This is a genomic window from Streptomyces sp. M2CJ-2, assembly GCF_016757295.1.
Taxonomy (GTDB): Bacteria; Actinomycetota; Actinomycetes; order Streptomycetales; family Streptomycetaceae; genus Streptomyces.
The window spans coordinates 311,207-328,865 of the sequence record NZ_JAESIF010000002.1; the positions used below are offsets into that span (position 1 = coordinate 311,207).

14 protein-coding genes, 2 tRNA genes and 3 pseudogenes are annotated in these 17,659 nt (G+C 71.0%); 11 read left to right on the forward strand and 8 right to left on the reverse strand.

The window, feature by feature from the left end; all coding sequences use genetic code 11:
- Positions 1 to 63: 63 nt before the first annotated feature.
- Positions 64 to 861 (reverse strand): annotated as a pseudogene (locus tag JL475_RS03840) (glycoside hydrolase family 25 protein); the annotation flags it as partial.
- On the opposite strand from JL475_RS03840, the gene JL475_RS41425 reads away from it, so the two are divergent.
- The 3 genes and pseudogenes from JL475_RS41425 (at position 773) to JL475_RS41430 (ending at position 2,518) form a co-directional block, all read left to right on the forward strand.
- Positions 773 to 961, forward strand: coding sequence for a hypothetical protein (locus tag JL475_RS41425; RefSeq protein ID WP_307824965.1), 189 nt, complete (start codon positions 773 to 775; stop codon positions 959 to 961). The pseudogene JL475_RS03840 and the gene JL475_RS41425 overlap by 89 nt on opposite strands.
- 255 nt (positions 962 to 1,216) lie before the next feature.
- A pseudogene (locus tag JL475_RS41665) lies at positions 1,217 to 1,429 on the forward strand (helix-turn-helix domain-containing protein); the annotation flags it as partial.
- Between the two features lie 402 nt (positions 1,430 to 1,831).
- Positions 1,832 to 2,518, forward strand: a complete 687-nt coding sequence (locus JL475_RS41430) for a peptidoglycan-binding protein (RefSeq protein WP_202275222.1) — start codon at positions 1,832 to 1,834, stop codon at positions 2,516 to 2,518.
- Positions 2,519 to 2,616: 98 nt separating this feature from the next.
- Here the strand turns inward: JL475_RS41430 and JL475_RS03850 are convergent, their stop codons facing one another.
- Both JL475_RS03850 and JL475_RS39765 read right to left on the reverse strand, forming a co-directional pair.
- On the reverse strand, positions 2,617 to 2,841 hold the full coding sequence (locus JL475_RS03850; RefSeq protein WP_202275224.1) for a hypothetical protein: 225 nt from the start codon (positions 2,839 to 2,841) through the stop codon (positions 2,617 to 2,619).
- A 117-nt stretch (positions 2,842 to 2,958) separates the two neighbouring features.
- Positions 2,959 to 3,072 (reverse strand): annotated as a pseudogene (locus JL475_RS39765) (transcriptional regulator); the annotation flags it as partial.
- A 248-nt stretch (positions 3,073 to 3,320) separates the two neighbouring features.
- On the opposite strand from JL475_RS39765, the gene JL475_RS03855 reads away from it, so the two are divergent.
- The gene (locus JL475_RS03855; RefSeq protein WP_202275226.1) at positions 3,321 to 3,965 is read left to right on the forward strand and encodes a GNAT family N-acetyltransferase; all 645 of its coding nucleotides are present in this window, start codon (positions 3,321 to 3,323) and stop codon (positions 3,963 to 3,965) included.
- Positions 3,966 to 4,175: 210 nt separating this feature from the next.
- Here JL475_RS03855 and JL475_RS03860 read toward each other — a convergent pair whose 3' ends face one another.
- Together JL475_RS03860 and JL475_RS03865 are read right to left on the reverse strand one after the other, a co-directional pair.
- Entirely contained in the window at positions 4,176 to 4,721 is a 546-nt protein-coding gene (locus tag JL475_RS03860; protein WP_202275228.1) for a DinB family protein, read from the reverse strand.
- A 61-nt stretch (positions 4,722 to 4,782) separates the two neighbouring features.
- Positions 4,783 to 5,664: a bifunctional DNA primase/polymerase gene (locus tag JL475_RS03865; RefSeq protein WP_202275230.1), complete on the reverse strand. Its 882-nt coding sequence runs from the start codon at positions 5,662 to 5,664 to the stop codon at positions 4,783 to 4,785.
- A gap of 358 nt (positions 5,665 to 6,022) precedes the next feature.
- Here JL475_RS03865 and JL475_RS03870 point away from each other — a divergent pair, with 358 nt between their 5' ends.
- From JL475_RS03870 to JL475_RS03880, 3 genes are all read left to right on the forward strand, one after another.
- A complete protein-coding gene (locus JL475_RS03870) occupies positions 6,023 to 6,346 on the forward strand; it encodes a hypothetical protein (protein ID WP_202275232.1) in 324 nt (107 codons plus the stop codon).
- A gap of 265 nt (positions 6,347 to 6,611) precedes the next feature.
- Positions 6,612 to 7,172, forward strand: coding sequence for a SigE family RNA polymerase sigma factor (locus JL475_RS03875; protein WP_202275234.1), 561 nt, complete (start codon positions 6,612 to 6,614; stop codon positions 7,170 to 7,172).
- Positions 7,173 to 7,296: 124 nt separating this feature from the next.
- The gene (locus JL475_RS03880) at positions 7,297 to 8,949 is read left to right on the forward strand and encodes a long-chain fatty acid--CoA ligase (RefSeq protein ID WP_202275236.1); all 1,653 of its coding nucleotides are present in this window, start codon (positions 7,297 to 7,299) and stop codon (positions 8,947 to 8,949) included.
- 98 nt (positions 8,950 to 9,047) lie between these two features.
- Here JL475_RS03880 and JL475_RS03885 read toward each other — a convergent pair whose 3' ends face one another.
- The gene (locus JL475_RS03885; RefSeq protein WP_202275246.1) at positions 9,048 to 13,616 is read right to left on the reverse strand and encodes a PAS domain-containing protein; all 4,569 of its coding nucleotides are present in this window, start codon (positions 13,614 to 13,616) and stop codon (positions 9,048 to 9,050) included.
- A gap of 409 nt (positions 13,617 to 14,025) precedes the next feature.
- Here JL475_RS03885 and JL475_RS03890 point away from each other — a divergent pair.
- From JL475_RS03890 to JL475_RS03905, 4 genes are all read left to right on the forward strand, one after another.
- Positions 14,026 to 14,116: transfer RNA gene (locus JL475_RS03890), tRNA-Ser, on the forward strand.
- A gap of 201 nt (positions 14,117 to 14,317) precedes the next feature.
- Positions 14,318 to 14,390: transfer RNA gene (locus JL475_RS03895), tRNA-Arg, on the forward strand.
- Between the two features lie 162 nt (positions 14,391 to 14,552).
- A complete protein-coding gene (locus JL475_RS03900) occupies positions 14,553 to 15,098 on the forward strand; it encodes a YcxB family protein (protein ID WP_202275249.1) in 546 nt (181 codons plus the stop codon).
- Between the two features lie 453 nt (positions 15,099 to 15,551).
- On the forward strand, positions 15,552 to 16,274 hold the full coding sequence (locus tag JL475_RS03905; protein WP_202275251.1) for a dienelactone hydrolase family protein: 723 nt from the start codon (positions 15,552 to 15,554) through the stop codon (positions 16,272 to 16,274).
- Positions 16,275 to 16,551: 277 nt separating this feature from the next.
- Here JL475_RS03905 and JL475_RS03910 read toward each other — a convergent pair whose 3' ends face one another.
- Both JL475_RS03910 and JL475_RS03915 read right to left on the reverse strand, forming a co-directional pair.
- Entirely contained in the window at positions 16,552 to 17,094 is a 543-nt protein-coding gene (locus tag JL475_RS03910) for a potassium channel family protein (RefSeq protein ID WP_202275253.1), read from the reverse strand.
- Between the two features lie 55 nt (positions 17,095 to 17,149).
- A complete protein-coding gene (locus JL475_RS03915) occupies positions 17,150 to 17,581 on the reverse strand; it encodes a hypothetical protein (protein ID WP_202275255.1) in 432 nt (143 codons plus the stop codon).
- Positions 17,582 to 17,659 lie beyond the last annotated feature (78 nt).

The following is a 17,659-nucleotide window of genomic DNA, read 5'->3' on the forward strand; positions in this document are numbered from 1 at the left end:
GGCCGTGAGTCCGTGGCTGCGCTGGAAGGCGACTGTGGCGCGCTTGGTCGCCGGGCCGAAGACTCCGTCGGCGGCGGTCGTGCGTCCTGCCGCGGTCAGCAGGTGCTGCGCGGTGGCGACATCGGTGCCGCGCTGCCCTGTCTTCACCACAGGCCACGAGGCAGCGGGCTGCTGCGCGGGCGGCCGGGGGGTTTCGGGCTTCGGCTCGGGGGTGGTCGGCTTCTGGCCGGCGCCTATGTGAGCCATGGCACGGAGCTGACTCAAAGTGCCTCGGTAGACATTGAGGTCGGCGTTGCCACCGATGCCCGGGATGCGGCCGGTCTCCGAGTGCTGCCAGATCGTCCAGGAACGGCCGCCGATGGATGCGGGCTCCCGGGTGCCGCTCTGGTACCGCGGCTGCCACAGAGGGCTCTTGGCCAGACCCTCGGTGCGGCCGCCCAAGCAGGTGTCGGTGAAGTCCCTGGACGTGTAGACGATCGGCTCCACCCCGAACGCGGCGCGGGTCTTGGCGAGGAAGCCTGCGATCTGGGTGCTGTTGACGCCGGAGGGGCAGCGCCCGCGGATCTTCTCCAGGTCGACGACCGGCGGCAGTTGTCCCGCCTTCTGGCCGGTGTAGCCCGCCGCCCGCACGGTGCGGATGAAGTGGTCGGCCTGGGCGGCACCGGATCCGGTGTCGTAGAAGTGGTAGGGCGCGTTCAGCAGGCCGGCCTTCGATGCGGCGGCGAAGTCCCCGGCGAATCGCGAGTCCTTGAAGCCGGTCCCCTGAGTGGCCTTGTGGAAGACGAACGTGTGGCCGGCTGCCTTCGTCTTCGACCACTGGATCGGGTGCTGGTTGTGGTGGCTGGTGTCGAAACCCTTCACGCTGTACGTGCTGGGGCTGACCGCCTGCGCCTTCTCACTTCCGAACGTGCTGACGATGCCGAACACGGTCGCCGAAGCGACCGCGACCGCACCTGCCTGAAGTGCCAGGTTTCTGGCGCGCATATCTCATCCCTCGTTCGTGCCACCACCCACACGCGGTGGTGCGGGTGGGGAAGCCGTGGCGCGGCAACTGTTCTGCCGCGCTGTTGGGATGAAGATTCAATAAGCGCTGTTCCATCGGTAGCCTGATCGTCGTTTCATCCGTACTGCGGTGTCCCAGCTGTCCCGTCGGGTCGCTGACCTGCCCAAAGGAACGGATCTGGAACGCACTGTGTACTTCGGCACTGGGAGAGATGTGCAGCCCGAGCAGGAGAACAAGCAGACGTCGGGCCCGACTGGGGAGTTGATCGCTCTGAGCGAGGCGCTGCTCCGGGTGAAGCAGGAGAGGAACCTCTCTCTCGACGCGTTCAAGCACGACACGGGCTACTCACGCTCGTCGTGGAACCGCGTGCTCAAGGGCCAAGCGTTCCCGCCGCGTGATGCGATAGCCCGACTTTGTGCCCGTCGCGGTCTGGACACCGCTCACTTCATGAAGCTGTGGGACGCCGCCGAGGAGGCCCGTCGGCGTTCCGGCGCGACCCCGTTGCTGTCACCGGCAGGGGACAAGAGCGACGTAGGAGCCGGGCCCTCGGTTTCCGGGGCTGTTGAGGTGGACGCCGACTCTACGGTTCCTGTCGGGGCGGACTCGGCGACTCCTGTGGCAACGGCCATGGACGCTGCCGCGGTTCCCCCGGAACCGGTTGCGGGCCCGGGACATGCCACCCCGGTGACCAGGCCGGACGACGCGGCGGACGGCGCTGCGGCCCCGGCGGATGAAAGCCGGCGAGCGGACTCGGTACCCGTCGCGGGGGTGGATGCCGTGCCGGCGCCGGGGCCGTCGCCCTCTGAGGCTCCCGTACCGGCATCTGACGTGAGGGACGACACGAGCGGAGGTCGCCGTCGGCCGACGTTCGACAACCGGTGGCTGCTCCTGGCGGCGCTGGCCGTCCTGCTGCTGTTGGGCCGCTGGTACGCGCCCACTGCCGCGGACGGGGACGCGCCGGTGGCCGAGCGCTCGGCAACTCCCCAGGAGCGTCCGTACGACAGTGAGTCGACCGCCTCCGTCCCCGCCCCGGACGAGAAGATTCGCCCGGAGCCCGACCCCGGGGGAGAGGGAGATGCCGAGCGGGAGGAACGTTTCGGCGGTGTTGGTGTCGAGAGGGAGACCCCGCCCGGGCCGCCTGCTGCGAGGCCGTCCCAGGGATCGACTTCCCGGGCTTCCGGGAACCCGTCGGTCGAGGCGTCCCCCCCGGCCGAGCCCGAGCCCGCCAAAACCACCGCGCCCGCGCCGGGCAGTGCAGGCCGCGCCAACTGCCACTACTCCTCGGACCGCACCCGGACCTTCGCCAAGGGCATGGTCGGTTCCGAGGTCAAGGAGATCCAGTGTCTGCTGAACAGCAACTACCACTTCACGCTGGACACCGACGGCAAGTTCGGAACCGCCACCGACACTGCCGTGCGTGCTGTCCAGAGGTGCAGCGTGCTCACCGTGGACGGACAGGTCGGTCCGCGGACATGGAAGTACCTGGACACTCCGAAATCGGGTTGCGGCAACTGAAATCCGGTTGACTGCCTGCGGCTCACCGACGAGGAGATGACGTTGCTGTCCTCGGCCGGCCGGGTTCGCGGACGGTGGTGACCGGCCCGGCCGGTGGCTCAACGCACGGCGGCGTCGGTGAGAATCGCCTGAATTCGTGCGCGGCACTCGGCCACGAAGGCCGGAAAGGTGTCCCAGTAGTAGGGGATTCCACTGATGCCCACCGCGATCGTCCAGGCACGGGCACGGCCCCAGGCCGCATTGTCGAGGTCCAGGGTGCCCCAGTACGCCCGCCGCGCTTGCGGCGGCAGGCCCCAGGGCGTGGCGTCTCGGCGTCGGGACAACCGACTGAAAGCCCCCGAAGTCGATGTCCGCGTGGAGCGCGCCCTCGCGGACAAGAAGCTTGGTCGGCTTGAAGTCGCCATGAAGCCGCATGCGGGGGCCGTAGGGCTCCGTCGCTGCCATGCCCGGCCGTCGAGCAGTGCCAGACAGAAGCCCGCCCGTGTGCCATCGGCCAGAAGCCTCGTCACGGAGGCCGGATCGGGGCCGGTCCCGTGTGGGCGCCGCGTGTCCATGCCCGACCGAGTTCCGGAACTTCCTGGACCAGCAGGGGATTCCTCGACTCAAGTCCTGGCGAGCCGCCAGCGGTGGGCCTCGACGTCACCCAGATCCCCGACAGGGTCAAGCTGAGCCACTCAGAGCAACCAGGGGAAGAAAAGCAGGCGGGTTGCGGAGTACGGATGTGCTCGCGCTGGGGTCAGCCCGGCCTGTGGCCGACGAAAAAGGCTGGTGGTAAGCCTGATGACCAGGTAGGAAGAGCGCCATGAGCGCCTCCGACCTCCAGAACCCCGCCGACCGGCGGACTTTCCTCCGCACCACGCTCGACCTGGGCGATGTGCTGCTGCACCCGTGGGGCCGCGAGGCCGCCGAGTCGAAAACGATGCTGGACGGCCTGATCGCCGCCGCGGCAGACCCGAAGATCGCCCTCTGGAACCCCCTCGCGATAACCGACCGCAGCGATGCCCGGGCATGGCTCGAATCTCGAGACGGAGGCTGGGACCGCGGTGCCGGCGCCGCTTTCGCCGTGCTGAACGCCAACGACGGCGTCCTGTTGGGCAGCGTCACCCTGCGCTGGGTCGACCGCGCGGACGGCCTGGCGATGATCGGCTACTGGACGCTGCCGACCGCCCGCGGACGGGGGGTGGCCACTCGAGCAACGGGGGCGGTCACCAGCTGGGGCTTCCGGACAGCCGATGCCCGCCGGATCGAGATCGCCCACGCAGTCGACAACGAGGCCTCCTGTCGAGTGGCCCACCGCTGCGGTTACCTTCCCGAAGGCACCTTGCGCGACTCGCACCGCTTCGGCGATGGGGCCTACCACGACGAGCACCTGCACGCCCGCCTGGCCACCGACCCGGAACCGACCGACCCCACGGGGGAACCGACGGCAAACGGCACGTCACGGTAGCTGGGCGAAGCGCTTGCCGCCGAACAACTGCAGGCTTGCTCGTTACTTGCCCCCCGTTCCTCGCAGCCAGCCCGTGAGGCAGGTAACGGGCACGAAGGTGATGAACGCGACTCTGCGAGGGTGCCTGCACGTGTCTGACATGCGGTGCAGCGGCCAACGGCTACCGCCCCCGCACACTGAGCAGTGAGAACGGCCGGGCAGGCTGGGGGGTCATGACGCCGCTCGCAGGAGGCGGAGTTGGCCGATCTCTGTGGCGTTCTTCAGAAGTTCGGTGTTCACCCAGGCGGCCGTGTGGGCCACGGTGTACGCCGGGTCGCTCGGCCAGGTGAACGGTGCCGTGGCGTCCAGGTCGGTGTCGGTCAGGCCGTCCAGCGTCGCGAGCCACTCTGCTCGCAGGTCGCGCAGCCACCGGACGGTCGCCGGTCCTGCTCCGGGCCAGGTGATCTCGGTCCGCTCCCGGGGCCGGCGCCCGTGCGCGTGGTCCAGGGCCACGCTCCACCACCAGCCGATGTGCCAGCTGATCCAGGCGATGGTCGGTACGCGTACGGGGTCGGGCTCGGTCTCCGCCCAGTCCGGGGTCCAGGTTCCGTCGGCGGCGCGGTGCATCGTCCAGCAGTGGGCGGTGGGCTGCCACAGGAAGTCGTCCGGCTCCAGCCGCTCCAGGTGGTACTCGAACAGGGACCAGGTCAGTTCGAACTGCCAGCACAGTAGTTCTGTTCGGGAGAGGGGGGCGGGGGCGACGCGGGTGGGTGACATGGTCGGCACTCTAGGGCGGGGGTGCGTCAAGGGCTTTCGGTTTGTCGACCGGGGCGGGGAGTCAGGGGTGGTGGCCCGTCATGCGGGCCGCCGAGGCGATGGTCGCGCGGGCCTCGCGTTCGGACAGGCCCGTGGTGAGGGCCGCGTCGACCAAGGGGTTCACCAGAGCGGGGCCGATGCCGTCCTCGTAGGCGCGGCAGGCCGCCCAGAACAGGCGGGTGTTGCGCTGGCCCTCGTGTGCCGCGAGGACGAACTGGACGAGTCCCCGGCCGTGACCGCCGGTCGACGGGGGCGTGGGGTGGTGGGCGCGGGGCGGTGGCAGGAGAAGCCGCAGGAGGGCGGGCGGGCAGGCGGCGGGGGGTAAGTGAGCGGTCCCCGGGGCGGTCGTGTAGGTGCCGTGGTCCGTGCGGGAGCCGGGGCCGACGAGGTAGCCCCCGGCGCCGCGGATGTCGATGCCGGGGGCGAGGCGGCTCGCGGAGTTGGGGACGACGACGTCCGGCGGGCCGCTGAGCCACAGGTGACGGCCGCCACCGGGGGTCAGGACGGTCACCGTGGCGGGGATCGTGAACAGGTGGCGCAGGGCCAGTTCGCGCAGGGCGGCGGAGGAGTCCGTACCGGTCTTCGTGTCGAGGTCGACACCGATGAGGTGGTGCGGGGGCAGTCCGCAGGCGATGCCGTAGCCGGTGGCCCTGGGCGCGGCGGCGAAGAGCAAGCGGATGCGGGCGGGGTCGGTGGAGGCGTCGTGGACGCCGTGCCCGAAGCGGCCGCACTCGCCGTGGCAGGGCGTGGATCGGTCGGTGCGGGGGGCGGGTTCGTCGCGGTGCGGGGAGCGCAGGGCGGGGAGTTTGGTCCGGGACAGCGGGATGACGGCCAGTCCGCGTTCGGCGGCTGACAGAGCGTGTGCGAGGGCCAGCGTGGTGGCCTGCCGGTCGGTGGTGGCCATGGATCTATTTTCGTACGCGCGTTCGAGAAGGGGAAGAGGGGAGGGTGCGACGCGCCGGGGTTCGTGCGGTTTGCGGAAAAAGTGCCGAAACGCTTCCCCCCTTGCGGGGGTTGGCGGGCAGAGGGTCGTGTCGGGCGGAGAGGTGGCTCGGGGGGAAGGGGGAGGTTTATCGATTTGTGCTCACACTTGCGTGCCAATGACGGCTTCCGAGGTGGTTCACCGGGATTCGGTGGGCAATCCTGAACTCGCGACGTCGTACACAGTGCCGGGGTGGTCGGCCGACTCCCCTGGCGGCAGCCGTACATCACGCACACACGCTCATGCGCCGGTGCGTCCTTGGTTCTGGAGGGAACACAACATGGCAAGCATCCGTACCGCCCGTGCCGTCGCCGCCGTCTCCGCTCTTCCGCTCGCGGCGGCCCTCTTCGCCGGCGTCGCGACGGCGGACACCGGCGCTCTCGCGGACGACGGATCGAACGCCACGGCCACAAGCGCCGAGGCGGGAGTGCTCGGCAGCGGCGTCGGCGGCGACAACTACGGCAACGCGGCCACCACGCAACAGCAGGCCGTCGGTTCCGGTGCCTCGAACCAGAGCAACACCGCCCAGGTCAACGGCTCCGCGTTCACGTCCGTCGTCCAGGGCAACGACAACGTGGTGGTCAACTTCACCCCGCTGTGGTGATGAGGTGAGAGGGCTGACGGCCCTCTGACGCCGTGTGGGGTGCGATCCGTGGGGTGCGAGGCGTCTGCGCGGCGGTACTCCGGTACCGTCGCGCAGACGTTTCCGGGTTTCCGCGGTGCTCCCCCCAAGGGGGAACCCGCACGGGCCTCCCCCGCTCGTCCACCTTCAGGAGGTGCGGCAGGCCCCGCCCCTACAACCTGAGGGGGACGCGGCTTCGGGACCTGCGGCCGATTTGCCGGACGTGCCCCGCTCATAGCGTTGAGTCATGACCAGACCCGTCTGCACCAGCGCTTCGAACGCCGCTGCTCCGGCGGCGCAGACCCTTCCGTACCCGTCGTTCTCGTCGTACATGAGGGCCCGGCAGCCGGTGCTCCTGCGTACCGCCCGGTCCTTGACCGGGAACCCGAGCGACGCGGAGGACCTGCTGCAGACCGCGCTCGCCAAGACGTACGTCGCCTGGGAGCGTATCGAGGACCATCGTGCGCTCGACGGCTATGTGCGCCGGGCGCTGCTGAACACGCGGACGTCGCAGTGGCGCAAGCGCAAGGTGGACGAGTTCGCCTGCGACGAGCTGCCCGAGCCGGACCCGGTCCCCGGCGGCGACGACCCGGCCGAGCGGCAGGCGCTGCGCGACGCGATGTGGCGGGCGATCATGCGGCTGCCCGCGCGGCAGCGTGCCATGGTCGTCCTGAGGTACTACGAGGACCTCAGCGAGGCCCAGACGGCCGAGGTGCTCGGCGTATCGGTGGGCACGGTGAAGTCGGCCGTTTCGCGGGCGCTCGGGAAGTTGCGGGACGACGCCGAGCTGGGGCTCGTCCGGTCCTGACCGAGAGCGAAGTTCCGCGGAACGTGATCGATCATTCGTTCACCTAGTGACATACCGAGCGGTATGTGCGCAGAATCAGCACGACCGTTACCGCCGCGTAGGCAATGTCGCCCAGGAGGACGCCGTGCTCAGCACCATGCAGGACGTACCGCTGCTGATCTCAAGGATCCTGACCCACGGGTCGACGATCCACGGCACGTCACAGGTGACCACCTGGACCGGCGAGGGCGGCCCGCACCGCCGTTCCTACGCGGAGATCGGCGCCCGCTCGGCCCAGCTGGCCCACGCCCTGCGTGAGGACCTCGGGGTGGCCGACGAAGACCGGGTGGCCACGCTCATGTGGAACAACGCCGAGCACGTGGAGGCGTACTTCGCCATCCCCTGCATGGGCGCGGTGCTCCACACCCTGAACCTCCGCCTTCCGGCCGAGCAGCTCGCGTGGATCGTCAACCACGCCGCAGACCGGGTGATCATCGTCAACGGTTCGCTGATCCCGCTGCTCGCTCCGCTGCTGCCGCACCTGAAGACCGTTCAGCACGTCGTCGTGACCGGGCCCGGAGACCGTTCCGCGCTGGCGGACGCCGACGTCCAGGTGCACGAGTACGAGGACCTGATCGCCGGAAAGCCCATCGCCTACGACTGGCCGGAGCTGGACGAACGCGCCGCCGCCGCCATGTGCTACACCTCGGGCACCACCGGGGACCCCAAGGGCGTGGTCTACAGCCACCGTTCGATCTACCTGCACTCGATGCAGGTCAACATGGCCCAGTCGATGGGCCTGACCGACCGGGACACCTCCTTGGTCGTGGTCCCCCAGTTCCACGTCAACGCCTGGGGCCTGCCGCACGCCACCTTCATGACCGGCGTCAACATGCTGATGCCGGACCGCTTCCTGCAGCCCGCCCCGCTCGCCGAGATGATCGAGGGGGAGCGGCCGACGCACGCCGCCGCCGTCCCCACCATCTGGCAGGGCCTGCTGGCCGAGCTGCTGGCCAAGCCCCGGGACGTCTCCTCCCTCACCCAGGTCACCATCGGCGGCTCGGCCTGTCCGCCCTCGCTGATGAAGGCCTTCGACGAGCTGGGCATGCGGGTCTGCCACGCCTGGGGCATGACGGAGACCTCCCCGCTCGGCACCATCGCCCGTCCGCCGGCCGAGGCCGTGGGCACCGAGGCGGAGTTCGGCTACCGCCTGACCCAGGGCCGTTTCCCGACCGGTGTCGAGGCCCGGCTCACCGGCCCCGGCGGCGAACGGCTCCCCTGGGACGGCGAGTCCGCGGGCGAGCTGGAGGTGCGCGGCCCCTGGATCGCCGGCGCCTACTACAACGGCGTCGACGCCGAACCGCGGCGTCCCGCCGACAAGTTCAGCGAGGACGGCTGGCTGAAGACCGGGGACGTCGGCACCATCAGCCGCGACGGCTTCCTCACCCTGACCGACCGGGCCAAGGACGTCATCAAGTCCGGCGGTGAGTGGATCTCCTCCGTCGAGCTGGAGAACGCGCTGATGTCCCACCCCGATGTCGCGGAGGCCGCCGTCGTCGCCGTCCCGGACGACAAGTGGGGGGAGCGCCCGCTGGCCACGGTCGTCCTCAAGGAGGGGTCCACCGCCGACTTCACCACCCTGCGCGCCTTCCTCGCCGACGGGGGCGTCGCCAAGTGGCAGCTGCCCGAGCGCTGGACGGTGATCGAGTCGGTGCCGAAAACGAGCGTCGGCAAGTTCGACAAGAAGGTGCTGCGCAGGCAGTACGCCGAGGGCACGCTGGACGTCACCCGGCTCTGACGCTCGACGCCCCGACTCCTGACGCCGTTACGCACCACGGCCGCGCCGGGTGGGGACGGACGAACCTCGGTCCGTTCCCACCCGGCTTACGCCGTCGCTCAGTTGGTGCCGATACGGGCGAGCAGGTCGACGATCCTGTCCTGCACCTCGTCGCTCGTGGACCGCTCCGCGAGGAACAGCACCGTCTCGCCGGAGGCCAGCAGCGGCAGGTCGGCCTGTCCGACGGCGGCGGTGTAGACGACGAGCGGGGTGCGGTTGAGCTGCCCGTTCGCCCGCAGCCAGTCGATGATCCCGGCGGATCCGGCCTGCTGCCGACGCACCTGCATCAGGTCCATCACCACCAGGTTCGGCCGGAACTGCCCCGCCAGCGTCACCGCGTCCGCATCACCCGCGGCCCGCGCGACCTGCATACCGCGCCGTTCCAGCGTCGCGGTCAGCGCCAGCGCGATCTCCGCGTGCTCCTCGATCAGCAGCACCCGCGGCGGATGCTGCTCGCTGTCACGCGGCGCGAGGGCCTTCAGCAGTACGGCGGGGTCGGCGCCGTAGGCGGCATCGCGCGACGCCTGCCCCAGTCCGGCCGTGACGAGCACCGGAACCTCGGCGGCCACCGCCGCCTTCCGCAGTGACTGGAGCGCCGTCCGGGTGATCGGCCCGGTCAGCGGGTCCACGAACAGCGCGGCGGGGAACGCCGCGATCTGGGCGTCGACCTCCTCGCGCGAGTGCACGATCACCGGCCGGTAGCCGCGGTCGCTCAGCGCCTGCTGCGTGGCGACGTCCGGCGCGGGCCACACCAGCAGCCGACGCGGGTTGTCCAACGGCTCCGGCGGCAGTTCGTCGTCCATCGGCTGCGGACGCGGGGGGTCCGCCACCTCGACGGCCCCGCCCGGACCGTCCAGCGGTTCGGGGCCCTCGGCCGCGTCCGCGTCCGGCGCCCCTATCGCGTACGAGCGTCCCGTGCCCTCGGTCGTCGGCGCGAGCCGCGACTGCCCGGCGGGCGAGTGCTGCGGCTGAGGCTGCGACAGCGACGGGGGCTGCGGGGGCGACGGGGGCTGCGGCTGGGACTGCGCTTGTGCCGGTGTCTGTGCGCGCGCGGGTGCCTGGGGCGCCGCCTGCGCCTGCCGCTGGGCGGGGGCGGAGCCGGCCGTGGCGTGCGGGCGGGCGCCCTGCTCGTGGTCCGCGGCCGGGTCGGTACGCGTGCCGAGCTTGCGGCGACGGCCCGAGCCGCCCGGCTGATGCGGGGGAGGCGTGGCCGCCGGCAGCGGCTGCTGGACCTGGACGGCCTGCCGGGTGAACGGCACGCCCTGCCCCAGAGTGCGCACGCTGAACGCACGCCCCTGTGTCGAGTTCGGGTCCACCGGTGCCGGGGCTTCTGCCGGCAGCGGCTGCGGCTGCGGCTGAGCAACCCGCTGTGCGGGTACGGGGGTGGGCGCGGCCTCGGGTGGCAGGGGGGTGCCCGGTGCGGGCGCCGCCACACCGCTCGGCGGCACGGGGGCACCCTGCGGTGGCACGGGGGCACCGGCGGCGGGCCACGGCGGCTGCGCGGCCGGGGTGCCGTCGGGCGGAGTTCCCTGACCCGGCGCGGCCTCGGCGGGCAACGGCTGGGCGGCGGAAGCGGGCTGCTCCGAGGCCGGGGCGGCGGGCTGTGCCGGGACCGGGGCGGCGGGCTGGGGCATCGGCTGACCGCCGGACGCCACCTGGGGCTGATCGAGGGGCGCCGGTGCCGGTGGCTGCACCGCTTGTGCCGGTGCCGGTGGCTGTACCTGAGGCATCTGCCCGGGGACGGCGGTGCCCGGTCCCTGCACAGGCCCGACCTGCGGCGGAACGGCCGCACCCTGCGGGGGTACGGGCATGCCCTGCGGGGGAATCGGGGCACTCTGCGCGGGTGCCACCGGTTGAGCCGGAACCGGGACCGGTGCTGGGACCGGTGCCTGGGCCGGCACCGGCGCGGGGACCGTGCCCTGCTCGGCCGACTGGGCGACGGCGCGACGGCGTCGGCCCGTCGGGGCACTGGTGGGATGCGGCTGCGGCGGGGTGTGATCGTCGGACTGGTCGTGCGGGACGGCGTCATGGCGCCCGTCGCGCAGGGCGTCACCGGGAGCGGCCGGTCCGGGAAGTGGCACCGGCACCGGGCCCTCCTGCGGGCCCTCGACCACCCCGGCTTGCTCCTCCTGGTCCCCCTGGTCCGCTTCGGCGGGCGGCAACGCGAACACCGTACGGGGCGCGGCCTCCTGCGCCGCCGCCCGCTCGGTGGCCGCCGCCAGCGCCCGCCGACGCCGCCCGGTCGACTGAGGCTGTTCCTCCTGCTCCTGCGCCCGGCCCTGAGCGGCCTGTGCCGTTCCGTCCGCACCGCCCGCAGCGGGCAACGCGGGCGGCAGGGCGTGCTGCTCACCGGAGGCCTGCCCGGCGCGCAGTCCTCCGGAGGGGACGGGCACTCCCTGCGGCGGTACGGTCCCGCCCAGCCCCGTGTTCGAGGCGGCGGACCCCGCCGCGGACTCGGCGGCCGTGACGACGGCCCCACCGACCGCACCGACCGCGCTCGCGCCCGGTACGGCGGCAGCGGCCTCCGCGCCCTCGGCCGGTCGCCCACGACGCCGTCCGGTCCCGCCGGACACCACCACCGCGCTCTCGTCGGACGCCTGAGCCGGAAGCTGCGCGGGCTCCGCCGCGGCCGCCGCCCGGCGCCTGCGCCGACCGGTGGGGGGCGCCCCGGCGTCCGTACCGGAACCGGAGCCTTCTTCGGCCCCCGGCACCCCGCTCTCCAGGAACGCGTCCACCGAGGCCCGCCGGGCCCTCCGCCGCCCGCCACCGGAACCCCGCTGACCGCCCGCGGCCGAACCGGCCTCCTCGGCCGAGACCTCCGCCGACGCCGAGGCCGACGCCGACCCCGGTCCCTGCGAAGGCACCGGCACAGGCGGTACAGCCACCGGCACCGGCGCTTCCTCCGGAACCTCCGCAGGCTCCCCGGAAGTCAGCGCGAGCTGCCCCTGACCTGCGGCGACGGCACCGGCTCCGCCTCCGATGGGCACCTCGAGGACGAACGCGCTGCCGCTCATCCCCGGCACCTCGTGCGTCTGCAGCACACCTCCGTGCGCCCGTACGATCCCGCGCACGATCGGCTCGTGCACCGGATCGCCGCCGCTGTACGGCCCACGCACCTCGAGGCGTACGACCTCGCCGCGCTGCGCCGCCGCGACCACGACCGTGTTGTCCAGGTAACCGCCCGCCGACACGGGAGTGTTGCCGGTGGCGTCGACGCCCGCGACGTCCGCGACGAGATGCGCGAGGGCGGTGGCGAGCAGCCGTGAGTCGACCTCGGCCTCGATGGGCGGCGCGTGCACGGCGAACTGCACCCGGCCCGGCCCGATGAGCTCCACGGCCCCGTCGACACCGGCGGCGACGACGGCGTCGAGCATCACCTTCGTACGGGTGATCCCCTCCGTCCCGGCGTCGAGCCGCTGGTAGCCGAGGACGTTGTCGATGAGGGTGGTGATCCGGGAGTAGCCGGCCGACAGGTGGTGGAGCACCTGGTTGGCCTCGGGCCACAGCTGGCCGGCGTCGTCCGAGGCGAGCGCGGTCAGTTCGCGGCGCAGTTCCTCCAGCGGACTCCTGAGCGACTGCCCGAGCAGGGTGAGGAGCTGTTCGTGCCGGCCGGAGAGGGCCTCGTAGCGGTCCTTCTCCCGCTCGCCGAGCGCGGCGTACCGCTCCTCGTTCGCGGCGAGTTCCTCGGTGTGCGCCTCGCGCAGCTCCTCCAGCTCGCCGACGTGCTTCTGGCGCAGGGCGGTGAGCTCGGAGGCGTGCTCCTCGGCGAGCCGCTCCAGCTCCTCGGCGTGCTGCCGCCCGGCCTCCTCCTTCTCCTTGACGACCGCGTCGTAGGGCCGCCGGTCGGTGAAGGTCATGACGGCGCCGACGAGCTGGTCGCCGTCGCGCACCGGCGCGGTCGTCAGGTCGACCGGCACCTTGTCGCCGCTCTTGGAGTACAGCACCTGCCCGCGCACCCGGTGCTTGCGCCCGGAGCGCAGGGTGTCCGCGAGCGGGGACTCGCCGTACGGGAAGGGCGAGCCGTCGGCGCGCGAGTGGAGGACGAGGGTGTGCAGCTCGCGCCCGCCGAGGTCACTGGCCCGGTGCCCCAGTATCTGGGCGGCAGCCGGGTTGACCAGGACGATCCGTCCGTCGGTGTCCGTCCCGACGACGCCCTCCGCGGCGGCCCGCAGGATCATCTCGGTCTGCCGCTGCGAACGAGCCAGCTCGGCCTCGGTGTCGACGGTGCCGGACAGATCGCGTACGACGAGCATCAGCAGTTCGTCGCCGGTGTAGCCGTAATTGTCGTAGGCCTGTTGGCCGGTCTCCAGATTCGCACTGGTGACCTCGACCGGGAACTCGGTCCCGTCGGTCCGCCGGGCGACCATGCGCGTCGGCTTGGTACGGGCCCGCGGGTCGATGTGGTCCGGCCGGCGCATGGAACCGGGGATGAGCTTGGAGTCGAACTGCGGCAGCAGATCGAGCAGCCCGCGCCCCACCAGCGCCGTACCCGGCGTCTCGAACGCCTCGAGGGCGATGGTGTTGGCGTTGACGACCGTCCCGTTGGCGTTGACCAGCACCAAGGCGTCGGGAAGCGCGTCCAGTATGGCTGCGAGGCGAGCAGTGCCTCGGGATGGCCTGCTGCTCACGAGACGCTTCCTCCTTGTTCCGCTACGTGCCGACCGCGCGGGCCATCTTGCCAACCGGCCCGCGACGTGTCACCCGAGGGAGTCTAAGGGTTGGGATTGCGCTCGCGATGCCGGATGAGACCGAGGTCGCACGTAACGTGACGGGGATGTGACGCCCGCATCGCCGCGCACCGGCAACGGCCTGCACCGACGCCGATCGAACCGTTGCGGGACCTCCACTCCTTTCCCCCGGCGTGCCGATCCGGCCCCCACCGCGCCGGCGACGCGCCCGCCACTCGCCGGTCGGAAGAGCTTTGCTCTGTGGCCACCCTGCCTAGTACCGTGGGGGGCGATTGGTGACGGCACGCGTGACTGTGTCATCATCGGCACGCACCACTTGATCCGTGCTCGCGCGCGGAGGGTTGTGCACGGAGGCGTCGCCTAGTCCGGTCTATGGCGCCGCACTGCTAATGCGGTTTGGGTCTTAAAGCCCATCGAGGGTTCAAATCCCTCCGCCTCCGCCCCGTTTCGAAGCCCCGGTCCACCCGACCGGGGCTTCGTCGCACTCCCGGCTCCTTCATCCCTGTCGCATCCTTGTTTTCGCAGGTCACAAGGGGTGAGCCAAACGGATTTCACATGACGGCGGCGGTCATGTAATGTTCTTCCTGTCGCCGCGAGCGAGCCCAGCGGGCCCGGGAGCGGCGAGAAAACTGAAGACACAGGCACTCGTAGCTTAACGGATAGAGCATCTGACTACGGATCAGAAGGTTGCAGGTTCGAATCCTGCCGAGTGCACAGCAGACCGAAGGCCCTGTGGAGTCATCCGCAGGGCCTCTGGCTTTTGTCTTGACGGCAGCCTTTGACGGCAACCGCGTTCGGGAGTGGATCAGGGGTGTCCGGTGGATCTTGGCACGGCGGCCCTGATCCACCGGACACCCCTGGCTAGGATTCCTGCTCATGGACACCAGGGGTGGGGATTCCACAGATACGGACCTCGGTACGGCCGTGGAGCTCGTCTACCGGCTGACGGCCGCGGACTTCGAGGAGGCGCTCCGTGCGCGAGCCCGTCGAACACCGGCGGGCCGGGCCCAGGCGCTCATGGCACCGCTGATGGCGGCAATCGGCGTGGTCGTCTTCGCGGCCTTCCTTGATGCCCCGCTGCCCGTGTGGATCATCTCGCTGGTGCTCTCCGTGGGCGTCGCGTCCTGGGGCACCGTACGAGGACTGCGCACCATGGCCCGCCGGATGTTCAGCATGGTGCAGTCGTACGGGCAGTGCCGCATGGTGGCCGACGACCGCGGTGCGGTCACCACCGGTGAGCGGGCGTCCTTCAGCATGGACTGGACGGTGTTCCGGGAGTATCTGGAGACGCCGGGGCTCTTCGTGCTGCTGGGCGGCGACCGCGCGGCCGGAGTCGCCGTACTGCCCAAGCGGGACGCCCAGGACCCCGCGGACGTGGACCTGCTCCGGGCGATCCTGGACCGGAACCTGAAACGCCTCTAGACGGTTACGGGGACTCCGGCCGCGCCGTCGTCATCATCCGGCTCATAGCCGTCACCTCTCAGCGCATCCCCGACGTGGCTTTGTTCACGAGAACCGACAGCACCTGTACACGAGATTGGGAGGCGTCGGCGGCGCGTCGTGTTCGACGTTCATGAGAAACGACAGCGCCCCCAGCGCGCCCCGCCGTCGCAGGGCCTCACCTCGGGAAGCCGCGATGAGGCCCCAAGTAGCTCTGCGTAGTGTTCCGACTCCGTGGCATCCGGCTACGGAGCCTCCGCAGAAACCCGTTGGCGGACCACGGCGACCGTTGCTAATCTCCCGGAGGCCGTGCGAGAGAACGAGGAGGTGGTACCCGTGAACGCAGTATCGACACGGGTGCTCCCCTCCGGGGTCACGGTCGGGCGATAGGTCGTCCGGGAGCGCCGTTCCAGCGCACTCCCGAAAGGCACGACCATGCAATTCACTTCCGAGCAGCGCCTCGACGACGGCGTCCTCGAACGCGAATTCACCCTCGGCGAGATCCCCGGCACCCTGTGGACGCCCGGATCCGCACCGGTCCCGCTGATCCTGATGGCCCACAACAACGGCCTGCCCAAGGCGGAACCCCGGCTGGTGGCCCGGGCCCGGTACACCGCGGCGCGCGGCTATGCGGTGGCCACCATCGACGCCGCCGGGTGCGGTGACCGGCCCCGTTCCGCCGCCGACGAGCAGGCCCGCGCCGACCTCCGTCGGGCGATGCAGGCCGGCGAGCCGGTCGACGAGATCTTCGAGTCCTTCATCGGCCCGCTGGTCGAAAACGCGGTCCCGGAATGGCGGACCACTCTGGACGCCCTCCTTGAGCTGCCCGAGATCGGCGGCCCGGTCGGGTACTCCGGGGGGTGGACCGCCCTCGGCATTCGGCTGGCGGTCCTCGAGCCGCGCATCGCGGCCGCCGGCTTCTTCGCCGGGGGCTACGTGCCCCGTGCCCAGCGCGAGGAGGCCCGACAGGTCACCATTCCGCTGCTGTTCCTGCTGCAGTGGGACGACGAAGGGAACCCCCGGCAACGGGCCCTGGACCTGTTCGACGCCTTCGGCAGCAAGGAGAAGACGCTGCACGCCAATCTGGGCGGGCACACCGGCACCCCGTGGTTCGAGCTGGAGGACGGGTGCCGCTTCTTGGACCGACACCTGAAGTGAGGCCGGGCCGTCAGGCCGGCAGCAGACGGTAAGCGGTGTCGGCCAGGATGCTGCTCGTCGAGGACAGGTCCCGGCCCTCCTCAACTCTCCAACCGCGGGCCCCCGCCGACTCGGCAGGGGCCCGCGCTGCCCGAAGCCATGAACCGTCCGATTTCTGCAGTGCTTCGAGTGCTGCCCGATCTCGTGCACAGGTGCTGTCGGTTCTCGTGAACAAAGCCAGTGTTCGGCCGGCGGTGCGCGTGTCCGTCCAGTTGATCGGCAACGCCGACGAGCGGCGTCAGGGGCTGTCGCGGTGACTGCTTTCACGGCGCAGGAATGCCGTGCGGAGTTGGCGGCTCAGGGCTGTGGCCGCCGCGGTGAGGAAGATGAAGGTGTAGAGGATCTGGAGCATGGCGACCAGGCGGGCCGTCTGGCCGTGCGGGGTGATGTCGCCGTAGCCGACGGTGGCGAGAGTGACCAGCGTGAAGTAGAGGGCGTCCAGGCGGGTGCTGAGGCCGATCATTTCGCCGGGCTGTCGGGCCAGGGCCTGGTAGGCCGTTGCGAAGACCAGGATGGCCAGACACATCAGCAGGGGGATGACCAGTCCGGGCCGGGCGTGCGGATGGTTGAGGAGGACATGGACGATCTGCTGGAGCAGCAGGGCGGCTATGAGCGCCAGGGCCAGGACGAAGAAGGTCCAGCTCAGGGCGGGGCGCTGGGGGCCCAGGCCGTCGAGGGGGAGCAGGAAGTAGGCGGTGACCATGAGGGTCGCGCCGACCGCCTGGGCGAGCCAGCGCCACAGGGAGGTCCGGGGCGTGAAGGGTTTGTGGCCGCTGTCCATGGGGGTGCCGGGGATCGGCAGGAGGGAAGGTCTCCGGGTTCCGGTGTCCGGTGTTCTAGGTGCGGCTCGGCTCGTCGCGTGGTGAGCACAGGGCCCAGATGACGAATCCGTAGACGATCATGAGGGTGATCGACCAGACCGGCGCGTAGGGCAGCCACACGAAGTTGGCGATCATGCCCAGTCCGGCCAGTACGACACCCGTGACGCGTGCCCAGGTCGCCCCGCTGAGCAGGGCGATCCCTGCGGCCAGTGCGAGAGCGCCGAGGATCAGATGGATCCAGCCCCATCCGGTCAGGCTGAACGCATAGGTGAAGTTGGGGGTGGTGACGAAGACGTCGTCCTGGGCGATGGCGGAGATTCCCTCGAAGATCGCCATGATCCCGCCGAAGGTCATCAGCACGGCCGCGGCCGCGGTCCAGCCCATCGCCCAGGTGCTCCGCGGTGCCCATTCGGTCCGGTGTTGCGTTCCGCCGACGTTGCTGGCCATGTGTTCGCCCTTTCGGTCGTCCCCGAGCGGTACGGCTTCTCCTCCAGGTTTGCACCGGGCAGGGCGGGCGGCACCTCG

What these genes read in the sequence shown, in the direction of transcription:
- JL475_RS03855 (WP_202275226.1), top strand. Translation starts at nt 3,321, where the DNA reads ATGAGCGCCTCCGACCTCCAGAACCCCGCCGACCGGCGGACTTTCCTC.
- JL475_RS03860 (WP_202275228.1), bottom strand. Translation starts at nt 4,721, where the DNA reads ATGTCACCCACCCGCGTCGCCCCCGCCCCCCTCTCCCGAACAGAACTA.
- JL475_RS03865 (WP_202275230.1), bottom strand. Translation starts at nt 5,664, where the DNA reads ATGGCCACCACCGACCGGCAGGCCACCACGCTGGCCCTCGCACACGCT.
- JL475_RS03870 (WP_202275232.1), top strand. Translation starts at nt 6,023, where the DNA reads ATGGCAAGCATCCGTACCGCCCGTGCCGTCGCCGCCGTCTCCGCTCTT.
- JL475_RS03875 (WP_202275234.1), top strand. Translation starts at nt 6,612, where the DNA reads ATGACCAGACCCGTCTGCACCAGCGCTTCGAACGCCGCTGCTCCGGCG.
- JL475_RS03900 (WP_202275249.1), top strand. Translation starts at nt 14,553, where the DNA reads ATGGACACCAGGGGTGGGGATTCCACAGATACGGACCTCGGTACGGCC.
- JL475_RS03905 (WP_202275251.1), top strand. Translation starts at nt 15,552, where the DNA reads ATGCAATTCACTTCCGAGCAGCGCCTCGACGACGGCGTCCTCGAACGC.
- JL475_RS03910 (WP_202275253.1), bottom strand. Translation starts at nt 17,094, where the DNA reads ATGGACAGCGGCCACAAACCCTTCACGCCCCGGACCTCCCTGTGGCGC.
- JL475_RS03915 (WP_202275255.1), bottom strand. Translation starts at nt 17,581, where the DNA reads ATGGCCAGCAACGTCGGCGGAACGCAACACCGGACCGAATGGGCACCG.